This is a genomic window from Thalassotalea sp. G20_0 (genome assembly GCF_017744175.1).
Taxonomy (GTDB): Bacteria; Pseudomonadota; Gammaproteobacteria; order Pseudomonadales; family Endozoicomonadaceae; genus Endozoicomonas.
In genome coordinates this window covers 1-16224 of sequence record NZ_JAGHQV010000070.1, presented here as the reverse complement: position 1 = coordinate 16224, position 16224 = coordinate 1, and the positions used below count along the sequence as shown (strand labels likewise).

Below are 16224 nucleotides of genomic sequence, written 5' to 3'. Positions count from 1 at the left end.
CCGTTGGCGGACGGGCAGGACGGTATAGCAACAGGCAGCAACTCCGTGGCGAACACTGGAAAACCCACCCGGCCAGGCAGCCCTGTGTACCATGTACTGACCGAACATGGGACTGACTCTGACGATAACCATGGTGAACCGTTGGCCGACGGCCAGGCCGGTATGGCAACAGGCAGCAACTCCGTGGCGAACACTGGAAAACCCACCCGGCCAGGCAGCCCTGTGTACCATGTACTGACCGAACATGGGGCTGACTCTGACGATAACCATGGCGAACACTGGGAAAGAGATAAAAAGTCCCCTGCTCACAGCCATGCCATGAACCCAGCCTTTCCAATGTTTTCTCATAAGTTTTCAGTGAGGCCAACGCACGGTGAAAGCGATTATTCCAGCGCATAGTCTCCAGCCACTCAAGTGGGTCAATACCCAGGCGCTCCAGGATAGGCGGAACATCGTCAGTTATACGACCACAGTTGCCTTTGCGGGTAATTCGGCCAGACCATTCGACCAGTTCAAAGTAGCTACTGAGTGGGTATGGAATAGCCTGTTCGGGGTGTGACTGGTCAATAGAGAGGTTATCATGCAAGCAACAACAGCCAAGGTGTACGACGGCGGCTGTGCAAGTCAGGTGGCTGGCAGTTCTGCTAATGCGCCCCAAAGTGACGCTGTCAGCGGGCAAAAACCCTCGCTTCCCAAGCCACAAAATTACGGTACATGGACAGTTGAGCGCCGCTGCCCACTGGATATGCAGTCAAGTGCTTGCTGTGGGGGCCCCCCTCGTTATCGGGAAAGTGTCATCAAGTGTCTTGCTGAGTATCAATTACTGCCTGAAACGCCGACAAAAGCGGTGAGTGGTGTAAGCGAACAGGGGGATTGATATTAGGTTGATAGATTTGAATTTGAACCACAAAGGCACAGAGACACAAAGAAAAGATTTCTTTTTTTCTTCCTTTGTGTCTTTGTGCCTTTGTGGTGAAAGTCTTTTTATATAATCGATAGGGTTGACTCGTATCATGCTAACTATTTTCCCGCTATCAATAAGTAAGGTATATTCCCCACCTTTCTTATCCAGCCTACCTTCCATCCTTATCTAATGAGGCAAGACAGTGATTAACTCAACTGCCCTGGATCATCTGCCCGCATCCAAAGATCTGGCTGCCCTTCAGCAGCAAATGGCCAATACCCATCTACGCGACCTGTTTGCTGAAGATCCAAACCGGTTTGACCGCTACAGCCTTGAAGCTGCTGGCCTGTTTCTTGATTACTCAAAGCACCTGATTAACGACGATGTAATGACATCCCTGGTAACGCTGGCGGAGCAGGCCAATCTGGCACAAGCCCGTGACGCCATGTTTGCCGGTGACAAGATCAATTACACGGAAAAGCGTGCGGTGCTTCATACGGCACTGAGAAGCTTCGGTGATGCTCCAGTGATGGTGGATGGTGAAGACATCATGCCCGGGATCCGCGAAACCCGTGCCCGTATGCAGGCCATGACTGAACAGGTTCACTCCGGACAGTGGCTTGGCCATACCGGCAAGCCCATCAAACATATCGTGAATATTGGTATCGGTGGTTCTTACCTGGGGCTCAAAACCGCGATTAATGCCATGACCCCTTACCACGTTAAGGGGTTTGAACATCACTTTGTGGCGAATATTGACCCTAACGAGTTGTCTGAAGTTCTGGGTAAAATTGATCCGGAAACTACGCTGTTTATCGTTGCCTCCAAGTCCTTTGGTACCCTGGAAACCCTGCAAAATGCCCAGGCGGCCAGAGCCTGGATGATTGCCCAGGGCTGTGCCGAGCAGGATATCCGTAAGCACTTTATGGCCATCTCCACCAACCTGAAGGCCATTGACCAGTTTGGTATCGCCCAGGAAAACACCCTGCCGCTGTGGGACTGGGTTGGCGGTCGCTACTCTCTCTGGTCCAGCATCGGCCTGTTGATTTCCATGGTGGTCGGCTACGACAACTTCGAGCGTCTGCTGAAAGGCGCTGAAGCCATGGACCAGCACTTCTGCACAGCTCCTCTGGCTGAAAATATGCCGGTGATTGCCGGTCTGCTGGGTGTCTGGTATCAGAACTTTATGGGTGCTGAATCCCATGCTGTTATCTCCTATGACTACTTCCTGCGAGATCTGCCGGGCCACCTGCAGCAGGTGGATATGGAAAGTAACGGCAAGCGTACCCGTGAAGATGGCAGCACCGTTGCCTACCACACCGGATCCGTGATCTGGGGCGGTACCGGTACTAATGACCAGCACGCTTACCATCAGTTACTGCATCAGGGAACCCGGTTAATTCCCGTGGACTTTATCGCCCCGGCCACCACTCATAACCCGATTGGCGAACAGCATCCCTGGCTGTTTACCAATGCCCTGGCCCAGAGTCAGGCGATGATGCAGGGCAAAACACTGGAAGAAGTGCGGGATGAACTCACCGCTTCTGGTATGGATGCTGACCAGGTGGAACGTCTGGCTGCTCACAAGGTGATTCCGGGCAATCGTCCGAACAGTATGATTGTTCCTGAAAAGATCACACCGGAAACCACCGGTGCATTGATTGCCATGTATGAGCATAAAGTCTTTGTCCAGGGCACTATCTGGCAGATTAACCCCTTCGACCAATGGGGCGTTGAGCTGGGTAAAGTGCTGGGTGATCGCCTGATTGAGAAAATTCGTGCGAAAGAAGAAACCACCGACCAGGACAGCTCAACCAATGGTTTGATCAGGCGTTTCAAGCAGTTTAACCGCTAACATCTGGTCGAATGTCCGGAATATTATGATTTCGGACATCGCTCTTATGGACTCGTTCCCACGATCCAGAGGCTGTTGCAAACAGCCCATAAAAGGGTCTAACCGCGTCGGTTCCTGAAGGAGCCGACACCCGAACCAACCGTCAGGCCCCTTGCTTTTTCCAACCCAGGTTCCCAGGGAACGCTTCCTCTGAAAAATCAGGTATCATAGAACCCTTCACCTTTTGATCATAGAAATAAGTACAACGCCATGATTACACCCGCAATCCCCCTGACCGATATCCACCGCCATCTGGATGGTAATATCCGACCGGCAACCATTCTGGATCTGGGCAGGAAGAACAATCTCCAGCTCCCGGCAGACAACCTGAAAGACCTGATTCCCCATGTCCGGGTCATCAGCCAGGAACCGGACCTGGTCAGTTTTTTAAGCAAGCTGGACTGGGGCGTTAAGGTACTGGCGGACTACGATGATTGTCGCCGCATAGCGTATGAAAATGTCGAAGATGCCATGAACGCCCGCATTGATTATACCGAGCTGCGCTTCAGCCCGGGGTATATGGCGATGACCCACGGCCTTGACCCCGAAGGTGTTGTTGAAGCGGTGATTGACGGCGTGACTGCCGGTAGCCGTGACTTCGGTGTGGCAACCAACCTGATCGGTATTTTGAGCCGTACCTTTGGCCAGGAAGCCTGCCAGAAAGAACTGGATGCCTGCCTTGCATACAAAGACAAGCTGGTTGCGATTGATCTTGCCGGTGATGAGCTGGGTAAACCCGGAGCGCTGTTTGTTGACCATTTCCGCCAGGTTCGCGATGCTGGCCTGCACATCACCATTCACGCCGGAGAAGCCGCTGGCCCGGAAAGTATGTGGCAGGCCATCAGTGAGCTGGGTGCAACCCGGATAGGTCATGGGGTAAAAGCCATCTATGATGCTGAGTTGATGGATTATCTGGCAGAACACAAGATCGGTATTGAGTCCTGCCTGACCTCCAATATCCAGACCAATACGTTTCCTGATATTCAGAGCCATCCACTCAAAAAGTTTCTCGACCATGGCATTTTGGCCACCATCAACACGGACGATCCGGCGGTGGAGGGCATTGAACTGCCCCATGAATATGAGGTGGCTGCGCCTGCTGCCGGGCTGACACAGGATGATATCCGCCAGGCACAGGAAAACGGCTTGAGTATTGCTTTTTTGTCTGATGAGGAAAAAGTTGCTTTGCAAGCCAAAGCAAAGAAACGTACCTGAAAGCTCTGATATACCACAGGCACCTGTTCCCACGGTTCCCCGTGGGAATGCAACCCAAACTCGCCGTCAAGGCCAACTCCCCGTTTAAACCCCTCGACTCCGGGCAGAAACAGGTTGCTCGACATCCTGCAGGCTCCTGCTCCCTTTTAAACAGGCATCCAGTCTGACACAGGATTTCCCTTTCCGACGAGCCGTTATCCAGCATCCAGCTACGCTGCCGAGTAATTATCAGTAATTAGCCATGAGTGGCTCCCGTTAAGCAGAGTAACACTGCAAACAAAATAAAGATGATATCAAAGGCCAGAAAACGGCATTTTTTGGCACACAGAGGTTAAACGCCTGAAGGCAAGGAAAGGACAACGGTCATGGATTCTGAGCAAATACAAAAAGATTCAAGTAGTGAAGCGCTTGTCACCATTAATGGCCCATTCCATCCTGAGGCTAAGGCTCCGTCTGAGCAGATTACCGATCACCGCAAGCTTAAAGGGCAGGTTGTGGCAGAGCCTGCTGATAAAGGGGGGCTGCAAGAGTATCCCGCTGAGCCGTGGGAACAGGATTCCCGAACCATAGAACACAAGCTTTTGTCTGATATAAATGCACTGCCTGCGACTGCTATCAGCGACAAGAGTGAACTCAGGAAAAAACTGTCAGAACTCTACAAAAAGGCTCATGAGCTGATGACCTGCTACAACCAGAGAATCCAGAGCCTGTTGATGGATGATCGTTTTTTATACCGGCACTCCTCTGAAATCTCAGCGTTCATGATTCGGGGATTAATGCCATCACTGGAAAAGATAAAAAATCTGGAAAAAGCGCTCGCATCAACACGGAAAAAATCAGAAGAAGAACCCATCGAGCAACTGCTGCAGCCGGCGGTGGATGAATTGGCAAAAGTTGAAAAAGTATTTAAAGAGGCCAAAAGTCGGCTAACCAGATATACCAAACCCTTAAAGCCGGCACAGATACTTCAGAAACAGTTAAGTCAACGCCTGGAACGGGAAGCGTCGGAGCTACAGCAGCAAGTACAGAACCCCGGTGTTACAGCCGCTCTGCATAATATGGCCAGCACCTCTGCTAAACCGATATCCGCAATTAAGGTTGAACCAGCCCGTGCTGCACCCTTGGCACATCCTCAGAGCCAGAAGCAGACATACTCAGCGGAAGATTTAGTATCACAACAGCTAAAAGCACTGGCAATAACACTCGACAATGACAGTCCAGAGGCGGGGAAAAGAGCCAGACAGTCTGTTATCCGTTACGTGGCCTCGGAATATCAGCACTATGATCCTCTCAGCCCTTTCCTGTCAGCGGCCGGGCAGAAGAGCGAACGGCTGTCAATGAACCCTGATAAAGCCTGTAAAGCATGTCAGGATGCCCTTGCGCTACTGGACAGTGTTTCAACTGCTAACGAGCCGGAGCTTTCCCTGGAGGTGTTGACTCAAATCGACAAGGCCATTGGCAAACTGGCTTCCTTCGATAAAAAATTGCCTGGTGAAGTCTGGCAGCTATTAACAGAGCTGACACCTGACCAGGGCAATAGCCGATACCATTTGTTAAACCTGCTGTGTCGTAAGCTGCTTTTGGATGGCCCCACACCGTTAACACAAAAAACGGTACTGAATAAATTTAAAGACGTTGGACAGCTGCTATGCCAGTCTGGAGAAAATGCTGAAGATCAGGTTTTTGATCAGCAGTTTATCAATGTCTATGGCCCGATATTCACCTCGCCAACCCACCTGAAAAAAACACTCAATGTGGTGAATAAACCCCATGAGACTCAGGCACTGTTGCAGATGTTTGCCCGCCAGAAAGCCGATGAACAGGCTCGCCTGGCAGAGATGATTGAGGCGTTCAAAGTGATTGGCGATGAACAGAAGCTGGCGTGTCTGATGTCGGGAGCGGCCGCTTTTGACTGTCTGATAACCACAATACCGGAACAGCTGACGTCAGAAATCAATGGTTATCGCCCGGCTGAAACCAGCCAGGCGCATAAGCAGTTAACCGACGTCGTACTCACAAAGTATTCGGATTATTACAAGACCACGGGGTTAATCCGGAAGCAGGCAGAAAACATCAACAGCGAATGCGAAAACAGCCAGTCTGAACACTCGAAGATTCTCACCCAACTCAGCAGACAACTGACGGAAACACTGGCTTGCGCCGATATCCGGCAGGAAACGCTACTGAAAAACATAGATACTGAACTACAGAAAATCACCGATCAGTCGCCGGTAAACGCACAGGCAAAGCAAGCTATTGCCGGGTGCCGGACATACATTCAGAAAGCAATTACGGAGAAGTCTCTGGCCAACGACCAGACCAGTAAGATCATCGCGCTGTTTCTTGAAGCCCGGACCTGTATAGAGGAGCCCGATGCAGCTCAGACCGGGATCAGTAACGTTGATATTCCGCAAGCGCTTGTGCAGGCCATGGCATCGCTGGAAAGCGGCACCTCGGCAAAATGGTACAACCAGCTGTTCACCGGTCAACTGCAGGAACAAAGAACGAAAACGCTGGGAATTGTGCGTAACATTCTTGATGCCTGTCAGCAAACCCGGGCTGCAACCGTGTCAGTGGCCAGTTTTATTGAGATTTCCGCCCTGGAGATGACCAGAGATAATGACGATCCACTGATCAAGCAACTGGGCACAGAGCTGCAGGCTTATGCTGACCGGCTGAAAACCTGTTGATTAACCTTCACCGGCTGGCTTATTCTGTAGCCAACCGGTGTCTGCTACCCACCGGATCGTTTGGCATCAAAACCCGCTTTTTTCAAATGGTCAACCATGATATCAACATGGTCTCCCTGAAGTTCAATATTACCCTCTTTAACTGCACCCCCGCCGCCACAGCGCTTCTTTAACTGCTTGGCCAACGCTTTCAGTTCATTACCTGACAGTGGCAGCCCGCTGATGACGGTGACCAGTTTACCGCCTCGCCCTTTTTTCTCCGGGCGGACCCGCACGTTGCCATCGCCCACCACTTCTGGCGGGTTGGTTTCTTCCTTGATTCGACCAACATCGGTGGAATAGACCAGTTTACTGTCCGAGCTACGTTGATAGTTGCTCATTGTTAACCTCTGGGTTCAGACAAGCATCATAAATCGCAAATCATACCTTCCCTTAAGTAAAGAGACATACTTTAGTTCATCACCGCTGGCAATGAGCACAATAACAGCTGCTGCGGTTCCCCAGTTTTATTTCCTTAATGGTTTTGCCGCACTTTATGCACGGCTGACCTGCCCGGCCATAAACCGCCAGCTCCTGTTTAAAGTAACCGGGTTTGCCATCTCCCCCGACAAAATCACGCAAGGTGGTACCGCCTTGTTCAATGGCTTTGGCCAGAGTCTCTTTGATGGCGTCAACTAACCGTTCATAGCGGCTCAGAGAGATTTTGCCACAGGCCCGGTCAGGCCTTATCCCGGCTTTGAACAACGCTTCACTGGCATAAATGTTACCGACACCTACCACTACTTTATTGTCCATGATAAACGTCTTGACAGACTGGCTTCTGCCCCGGGACATTTGCCATAGACGCCGGGCCGTGAACTCACTGTCCAGCGGCTCAGGCCCCAAATGCTTGAGCAGCTTATGTTCATGGAGAGGGCGTGCAGACCAGAGAACAGCGCCGAAGCGGCGAGGGTCTGTGTATCTTAACCGTTGGCCATCGGTCAGCAGAATATCAATATGGTCGTGTTTTTCCGGAGGTGTATTGGTTTTTATCACCCTCAGGCTGCCGGACATCCCCAGGTGCAGAATCAGGTGGCCTGACCCGGTATCCAGCAGCAGATACTTTGCCCTTCTTTTTACTTGCCTGATTGTCTTGCCACTGAGGATTTGATTGATATTGTCAGGCACCGGCCAGCGGAGTCTGGGTTCACGGACGATGATTTCCTGAATGGTGTGACCTTCAATATGAGGCTTAATGCCTCGCCGGGTAGTTTCAACTTCTGGTAGCTCCGGCATGGTTGTCTGCTCCATTGATACGTTCAAACTGCTGCCTGGTGATGCCGGTCGCCGGTCATCAAATCCGTTATCAGCTTTATCATACGGTAACTGGTGACCCTTCTGAATAATGAGCCCTGGACAGAACAGTAGTCTACTTTTTATATTCTTTTCAGCTTGAATTCAGGAATAATCATGAATAGAGGCGCTGATGGTATAAGTTGGCAAGACACAACATCAGGTAATGATTATAAACAACCGGATGATCATCCCGGTTTTTCAAGGAGTGGGCGATACCGGCAGGGCACGGTCAGGCAGGGGCATGCTCTACCCTACATCCCGAGGCGTAATGAATTTTATAATACTTCTGACGTATGCTCTTCTTACTATCCACCAGGACACTCAGTAAAACCAGTTCATGAATTAAATGCGCTCAATATACGAGAAAAAATGGATTGGCTGGTGAGGCTATCTGCTCGTCACGGTGATTACTATGATGGAAAAAAACACAGTCAATTTGCCACTTCAATTAAACGATACACATCCGCTTTGAAACGACCTTTAAATCATAGTGAACAACGCCAATTGATACCATTGTTGCACGATTTTAAAACGACACCCGGGTGGGCTTGGCGAGGTCTGACGACAACGCTTCATTCATTGACGTCAGCGGGTGTTTTTACCCCTCATCAATACCTGGAGGAAGGGGTTAAGGAAACTCAAGCATCTTTACTGTCAACTTTACTAGATACAGTAATACGTAAGTGCAACCAAAAAAACGCAGCCAGTGATATTGATGCACAAGGTATCAGCAACCTGCTGTGGGCCCTGGCGAAACTGGTGGACAACGGGCTGGAGCTTGCGAAGACAGCGAAGCTCAAAGAAGCCGTGGTGGCGATGTTGCCACATTTGAAAACCAAAGCCGAATCAAAAGAAGAGAAAGACCACTTCAAGCCACAGGAAGTCACCAACCTGCTATGGGCCCTGGCGAAACTGCTGGACAATGGGCTGGAGAAGACGCCGAGGCTCAGAGAGGTCGTGGCTGCGTTGTTGCCACTTGTGAAAACCAAAGCTGAATCAAAAGAACGGAAAGACCACTTTATTCCTCAGCATATTGCCAACCTGTTATGGGCCGTGGCGAAACTGGTGGAGAATGGACTGGAGCTGGAGAAGACAGCGAAACTCAAAGAGGCCGTGGCTGCGCTGTTGTCCCATGTGAAAAGCAAAGCCGAATCAAAAGAGAAAGACCACTTTATTCCACAGCATATTGCCAACCTGTTATGGGCCGTGGCGAAACTGGTGGAGAATGGACTGGAGCTGGAGAAGACAGCGAAACTCAAAGAGGCCTTGGCCGCGCTGTTGCCTCATGTGAAAACCATAGCCGAATCAAAAGAAAAGAAAGACCACTTTAATTCTCAAGGTACCGCCAACCTGCTGTGGGCCCTGGCGAAACTGGTGGACAACGGGCTGGAGCTTGCGAAGACACCGAAGCTCAAAGAAGCCGTGGTGGCGATGTTGCCCCATGTGAAAACCAAAGCCGAATCAAAAGAAGAGAAATACCACTTCAAGCCACAGGAAGTCGCCAACCTGCTGTGGGCCTTGGCGAAACTGGTGGACAATGGGCTGGAGCTGGAGAAGACGCCGAGGCTCAGAGAGGTCGTGGCTGCGCTGTTGCCACTTGTGAAAACCAAAGCCGAATCAAAAGAACAGAAAGACCACTTTATTTCTCAGCATATTGCCAACCTGTTATGGGCCGTGGCGAAACTGGTGGAGAATGGACTGGAGCTGGAGAAGACAGCGAAACTCAAAGAGGTCGTGGCCGCGCTGTTGTCCCAGGTGAAAAGCAAAGCCAAATCAAAAGAGAAAGACCACTTTATTCCTCAGAATATTGCTAACCTGTTATGGGCCGTGGCGAAACTGGTGGAGAATGGACTGGAGCTGGAGAAGACAGCGAAACTCAAAGAGGCCTTGGCCGCGCTGTTGTCCCATGTGAAAACCAAAGCCGAGTCAAAAGAAGAGAAAGACCACTTTAATGCCCAGCATATCGCCAACCTGCTGTGGGCCATGGCGAAACTGGTGGACAATGGGCTGGAGCTGGATAAGACAGCGAAGCTCAAAGGGGCCGTGGCCTCGCTGTTGCTCCATGTGAAAAACAAAGCCGAATCAAAACAAGAGAAAGACCGCTTCAACACTCAAACTACCGTCATCCTGCTGTGGGCCTTGGTGAAACTGGTGGACAAAGGGCTGGAGCTGGAGAAAACACCGAAGCTCAAAGAGGCCGTGGCCGCGTTGTTGCCCCATGTGACAACCCAGGCCGAATCAAAAGAACAGAAAGACCAATTCATGCCACAGGAAGTCACCAACCTGCTGTGGACCCTGGCGACACTGATGGATAATGGGCTGGAGCTGGAGATAACACCGAAGCTTAAAGAGGCCGTGGTCGTGCTGTTGCCCCATGTGAAAACCAAAGCCGAATCAAAAGAAGAGAAAGACCAGTTTAGTCCCCGGCATATCGCCAACCTGCTGCGGTCCGTGGCAAAACTGGGTGAGGCCATTGAGCTGAACCTGGTTAAATCTACGTTCGATTCTCTTGTTGGCAGAATCAGTGAAGACCTCCGGTTCTCTCAACAAAATATATTGATGTCTCTCTGGGGAGTCATGGCATTTTGTGCCAGATTTTATCTTTATGATGGCACTAATAATAAAAGTTCGCTTGAAAAGCACCTGGGTGACCTGTTTTCTCACCTGGATAATACATTCCCGGACAATTCAGAGGATCAATCCATCATTGCCATGGCCGCAAACTGGCTTGGAAGAGTGTGTCCGGTCATCCCTGAATACAAGACAACCACTTCACAATTTCAATCCACCTTCCGCGATCAATTGCAATCAAGCCTTCCGTCTTTGAAGATTGAAGAAGAAAAGAGTCTGAACTCATTACCTCCGGTTGACCTGCTACTGCCAGATTACAATCTGGTTATCGACATTCAGGGACCTTCTCATTACGTGAGTGGTGATTTCAAAACCAGGAATGGTTCGACGTTGCTGAAAATTGCCCTGCTGCAGAAATCAGGATTTGAGGTCATTGAAATCCCGGTGAACAAGCTTGTGAAGCAGAATTCAATAAAAACAGTGATTGAGCAAATAAAGGCAAAGTTAGCCGTCCCGCCAGAGGCTCGTGGCTCTGTGTCATTTAACAGGGACGAGGAGTTGGCAGATGAGGCATATTTTACTGCCGAAGAGTATTTGGAAGAGCAGACAGATAAACCAAAAAGAAAAAAGAATAGAAGAAAAGCCGGTAAAACTTATTTACATGAGCATTAATTAAACCAGAGTTTATAGACACTCAGGCAAGATGAACTATAAACAAGACAGCAGTCTACTTTTTATATTTTCCATGAACGAATGAAATATAAATATGGATAGAGGCGGTGCTGGTATAAGTCAGAAATACATGACATCCGGTAATGATTATAAACAACCGGACGATCATGCCGGTGCTTCAGGGAGTGGGCGATACAGGCATGGCACAGTCAGACAGGTGAATGTGCCACTGCGCTATACCCGGAAGCGTAATGAATTTTATCCTGCTTCTGATGCCTGTTCTGATAACCATCCACCAGGACATTCAATACAACCTGTTCATGGTTTTAATGCCCTCATCACACCAGAAAAAATGGATTGGCTGGCGGAGGGATCTGCTCGTTATGGCGACCGCTATAATGGTAGAAATCATGGTCAATTTGCCAGTTCAATCAAACAGTATACATCAGGGTCAAAACGGCCATTAAATCATAGTGAACAACGTCAACTGATACCATTGTTACACGATTTTAAAGTGACGCCGGGGTGGAACTGGCGAAGTCTGATAACAACACTTCATTCATTGACTTTAGCTGGTGCTTTGACCCCTCATAAATACATGAATGAGGGGGATAGGCAAACTCAAGCTGCTTTTCTGTCAACTTTACTTGATGCATTAATACTTAAGTGCAACCAAAAAACAGAAGTCAGTCATATTAATGTACAAGGTATCGCCAACCTGCTGTGGGCCTCGGCAAAACTGGTGGACAATGGGCTGGATGTGAAGAAGACAGCAAAGCTCAAAGCAGCCGTGGTCTTGCTGTTGCCCCATTTGCAAACCCAAGCCGAATCAAAAGAAGAAAAAGATCACTTTATGCCTCAGCATATTGCCATCCTGCTGTGGGCCGTGGCGAAACTGGTGGACAACGGGCTGAAACTGGAGCAAACACCGAAGCTCAAAGAGGCCGTGGCCGCGTTGTTGTGCCAAGTGACAACCAGATCAAAAGAAGAGAAAGACCACTTCAAGCCACAGGAAGTAGCCAACCTGCTGTGGGCCGTGGCGAAACTGGTGGATAACGGGCTGAAACTGGAGCAAACACCGAAGCTCAAAGAGACCGTGGCCGCGTTGTTGTACCAAGTGACAACCAAAGCCAACTCAAAAGAAGGGAAAGACCACTTCAACCCACAGGAAGTCGCCAACCTGCTGTGGGCCATGGCGAAACTGGTGGACAACGGGCTGAAACTGGAGCAAACACCGAAGCTCAAAGAGGCCGTGGCCGCGTTGTTGTACCAAGTGACAACCAAAGCCCAATCAAAAGAAGAGAAAGACCACTTCAAGCCACAGGAAGTAGCCAACCTGCTGTGGGCCGTGGCGAAACTGGTGGGCAGCGGGCTGAAGCTGGAGCAAACACCGAAGCTCAAAGAGGCCGTGGCCGCGTTGTTGTACCAAGTGACAACCAAAGCCAACTCAAAAGAAGAGAAAGACCACTTCAAGCCACAGGAAGTCGCCAATCTACTGTGGGCCGTGGCGAAACTGGTGGACAACGGGCTGGAGCAAACACCGAAGCTCAAAGAGGCCGTGGCCGCGCTGTTGCCCCATGTGAAAACCAGAGCCGAATCAAAAGAAGAGAAAGATCAATTCAAGCGACAGAATGCCACCAACCTGTTGTGGGCAGTAGCGAAACTGGTGGACAACGGGCTGGAGCTGGAGAAGACAGCGGGGATCAAAGAGGCCATGGCCGCGCTGTTGGCCCATTTGCAAACCAAAGCTGAATCAAAAGAAGAAAAAGACCGCTTTTTTCCTCAGCAAATCGCCAACCTGTTGTGGGCCGTGGCGAAGCTGGTGAACAACGGGCTGGAGCTGGAGAAGACACCGAAGCTTAAAGAGGTCGTGGCCTTGCTGTTGTGCCATGTGGTAACCAAAGCTGAATCAATAGAAGAGAAAGACCGCTTTATTCCTCAGCATATCGCCAACCTGCTTTGGGCCCTGGCGAAGCTGGTGGACAACGGGCTGGAGCTGAAGACGACACGGAAGCTCAAAGAGGCTGTGGCCGCGCTGTTGCCTCATGTGATAACCAAAGCCGAATCAATAGAAGAGAAAGATCACTTCAATACTCAAGGTACCGCCAACCTGCTGTGGGCCTTGGCGTCACTTGTAGACAACGGGCTGGAGCTGGAGAAGACACGGAAGCTCAAAGAGGCTGTGGCCGTGCTGTTGCCCCATGTGAAAACCAAAGTCGAATCAAAAGAAGAGAAAGACCACTTTATTCCTCAGCATATCGCCAACCTGCTTTGGGCTGTGGCAAAACTGGTAGACAATGGGCTGGAGCTGGAGAAGACACCGAAGCTCAAAGAGGCCTTGGCTGCGCTGTTGTCCCAAGTGGCAACCAAAGCCGAATCAAAAGAAGAGAAAGACCACTTTATTCCTCAGCATATCACCAACCTGCTGTGGGCTGTGGCGAAACTGGGTGAGGCCATTGAGCTGAACCGGGTTAAATCCATGTTCGACTTTCTTGTCGACAGAATCAGTAAAAACCCTGAACCCTCTCAGCAAGATATATTGATATCTCTCTGGGGAGTCATGGTATTCAGTGCCAGATTTTATCTGGAATCAGGCAGTAATGATAAATACTCCCTTGAAAAGCACATAGATGACCTGTTTTCTCGCCTGGAAAATACATTTCCAGACAATATAGAGGATCAATCCATCATTGCCATGGTCGCAGGTTGGCTTGGGAGAGCGTGTCCGGTCATTCCTGATTACAGGACAATCATTTCACAATCTCAATCCACCTTCCGTGATCACCTCCAATCGCACTTGCCGTCTTTGAAGATTGAAGAAGAAAAGAGTCTGAACTCATTACCTCCGGTTGACCTGCTACTGCCAGATTACAACACGGTTATTGACATTCAGGGACCTTCCCATTACGTGAGTGGTGATTTCAAAACCAGGAATGGCTCGACGTTGCTGAAAATCGCTCTATTGCAAAAATTAGGATTTGAGGTCATTGAAATCCCGGTGAACAAGCTTTGGCAACAGGATTCAATGAACATAGTTATTGAGCAAATAAAGACAAAGTTAGCCGTCCTGCCAGAGGCTCAGGGCTCTGTGTCACTTAACAGCGGCGAGTGGGCGGCAGACGAGGCATATTGTACTGCCGATGATGGAGGGCAATTTTCAGATGACTGTTATTTTACTGCCCAAGAGTATTCAGAAGAGCAAACAGGTAAACCAAAAAGAAAAAGGAAGAGAAAAAAGTTGGTAAAAACTTATTTACACAAGCACTAATTAATCTTTTAGACATTTAAGCAAGATGAACTATAAACAAGACAGCAGTCTACTTTTTATATTTTCCATGAATCAATGAAATATAAATATGGATAGAGGCGGTGCAGGTATAAGTTGGAAATACACAACTTCAGGTAATGATTATAAACAACCGGATGATCATGCCGGTGCTTCAGGGAGTGGGCAATACAGGTATGGCACAGTCAGGCAGGTGGGTGCGCCACGCCCCTATCTCCGGAAGCGTAATGAATGTCATCCTGCTTCTGACGCCTGCTTTGCTAACGATCCATCAGGACATTCAATAAAACCTGTTCATGGTTTTAATGCTCTCATCACACCAGAAAAAATCGACTGGCTGGCGAGGATATCGGCTCGTTATGGTGGCTGCTAAGTAGCTAACCATATGAAATCATATATTTCTGACTCCTTGTGCTGGCACTCTGCTTCGTTACAACTCCGGTCACATAGCTACGGCTATGCTCCCTCCGTTGTGCCTCGCATAGTACCAGCCCAAGTAGCCAGAAATATTCGATTCCATATGGCCAGCTACTTATGATGGTAGAAATCATGGTCAATTTGCCTGCTCAATCAAACGGTACACATCAGGGTCAGAACGACCATTAAATCATAGTGAACAACGCCAACTGATACCATTGTTGCACGCTTTTAAAGTGACACCCGGGTGGTCCTGGCGAAGTCTGACAACAACGCTGCATTCATTTACGTCCGCGGGTGTTTTTACCCCTCATAAATACATGAATGAGGGGTATGGGGAAACTCAAGCCGCTTTACTGTCAACGTTACTTGATGCATTAATCCTTAAGTGCAACCAACAAACTGAAACCAGTGATATTGATGTACAAGGTATCGCCAACCTGCTGTGGGCCTCGGCAAAACTGGTGGACAATGGGCTGGTGCTGGAGAAGACGCCGAAGCTGAAAGAGGCTGTGGCCGCGCTGTTGCCCCATGTACAAACCAAAGCCGAATCAAAAGAAGGGAAAGACCACTTTATTCCTCAGCATATCGCCAACCTGCTGTGGGCCCTGGCGAAACTGGTGGACAACGGGCTGAAACTTGAGAAAACACCGAAGCTCAAAGAAGCCGTCGTCACGCTGCTGCTCTGTGGGAAAACCAAAACCGAATCAAAAGAATACAAAGACCACTTTAATACTCAGCAAATCACCAACCTGATATGGGCCTTGGCGAAACTGGTGAGCAACGGGCTGGAGCTGGAGAAGACAGCGATGCCCAAAGAAGTCGTGCCCGCGCTGTTGTACCATGTGAAAACCAAAGCCAAATCAAAAGAAGAGGAAAACCACTTTATTCCTCAAAATATTGCCAACCTGCTGTGGGCTGTGGCGAAACTGGGTGAGCCCATTGAGCTGAGCCTGGTTCAATCTACGTTCGATTCTCTTGTCGGTAGAATCAGTAAAAACTCTCAACGCTCTCAGCAAGATATATCGATGTCTCTCTGGGGAGTCATGGTATTCTGTGCCAGATTTTATCTGGACTCAGGTAACAATGATAAAAACCCGCTTGAAAAGCACATATTGATCTACACCTATTATAGGTAGCTACTGTCGTATGGTATTATCACCGCCTTCATAGATGAGGCAGTAATGAACAATATTGACGGTCGCAGGCTTTCAGACTCCCTTAGGGAAGAAATTCGATT

At 49.5% G+C, this 16224-nt stretch carries 10 protein-coding genes and 1 pseudogene; 8 read left to right on the top strand and 3 right to left on the bottom strand.

The window, feature by feature from the left end:
- Positions 1-586, bottom strand: a pseudogene (locus J7438_RS23110) (hypothetical protein); the annotation flags it as partial.
- Here J7438_RS23110 and J7438_RS23105 point away from each other — a divergent pair.
- The 4 genes from J7438_RS23105 to J7438_RS23090 all read left to right on the top strand — a co-directional run bounded on the left by J7438_RS23105 (position 581) and on the right by J7438_RS23090 (position 6703).
- Positions 581-877, top strand: coding sequence for a hypothetical protein (locus J7438_RS23105; RefSeq protein WP_209278437.1), 297 nt, complete (start codon positions 581-583; stop codon positions 875-877). The pseudogene J7438_RS23110 and the gene J7438_RS23105 sit on opposite strands and share 6 nt — an antisense overlap.
- 247 nt (positions 878-1124) lie before the next feature.
- Entirely contained in the window at positions 1125-2759 is a 1635-nt protein-coding gene (gene pgi / locus J7438_RS23100; protein WP_209278439.1) for a glucose-6-phosphate isomerase, read from the top strand.
- Between the two features lie 249 nt (positions 2760-3008).
- Complete coding sequence (gene add / locus J7438_RS23095; RefSeq protein ID WP_209278436.1) at positions 3009-4013, top strand: adenosine deaminase; 1005 nt, start codon at positions 3009-3011, stop codon at positions 4011-4013.
- 365 nt (positions 4014-4378) lie between these two features.
- Positions 4379-6703 (top strand): hypothetical protein, encoded by a 2325-nt coding sequence (locus tag J7438_RS23090; protein WP_209278435.1) that lies wholly within the window; start codon positions 4379-4381, stop codon positions 6701-6703.
- A 44-nt stretch (positions 6704-6747) separates the two neighbouring features.
- Here the strand turns inward: J7438_RS23090 and yciH are convergent, their stop codons facing one another.
- Together yciH and mutM are read right to left on the bottom strand one after the other, a co-directional pair.
- Positions 6748-7083, bottom strand: coding sequence for a stress response translation initiation inhibitor YciH (gene yciH, locus J7438_RS23085; protein WP_209204294.1), 336 nt, complete (start codon positions 7081-7083; stop codon positions 6748-6750).
- A gap of 79 nt (positions 7084-7162) precedes the next feature.
- The gene (gene mutM / locus J7438_RS23080; RefSeq protein WP_209278438.1) at positions 7163-7978 is read right to left on the bottom strand and encodes a bifunctional DNA-formamidopyrimidine glycosylase/DNA-(apurinic or apyrimidinic site) lyase; all 816 of its coding nucleotides are present in this window, start codon (positions 7976-7978) and stop codon (positions 7163-7165) included.
- 174 nt (positions 7979-8152) lie between these two features.
- Between mutM and J7438_RS23075 the strand changes: the two genes are divergently transcribed.
- The 4 genes from J7438_RS23075 (at position 8153) to J7438_RS23060 (ending at position 16123) form a co-directional block, all read left to right on the top strand.
- Positions 8153-11281, top strand: a complete 3129-nt coding sequence (locus J7438_RS23075; RefSeq protein ID WP_209278434.1) for an RAP domain-containing protein — start codon at positions 8153-8155, stop codon at positions 11279-11281.
- A 94-nt stretch (positions 11282-11375) separates the two neighbouring features.
- Positions 11376-14549 carry an RAP domain-containing protein gene (locus J7438_RS23070; RefSeq protein ID WP_209278433.1) on the top strand — a complete coding sequence of 1058 codons (3174 nt, stop codon included), beginning with the start codon at positions 11376-11378 and terminating at the stop codon, positions 14547-14549.
- Positions 14550-14637: 88 nt separating this feature from the next.
- Entirely contained in the window at positions 14638-14940 is a 303-nt protein-coding gene (locus J7438_RS23065; RefSeq protein WP_209278432.1) for a hypothetical protein, read from the top strand.
- A 265-nt stretch (positions 14941-15205) separates the two neighbouring features.
- Positions 15206-16123 (top strand): hypothetical protein, encoded by a 918-nt coding sequence (locus tag J7438_RS23060; RefSeq protein WP_209278431.1) that lies wholly within the window; start codon positions 15206-15208, stop codon positions 16121-16123.
- The last annotated feature ends 101 nt before the right edge of the window (positions 16124-16224 follow it).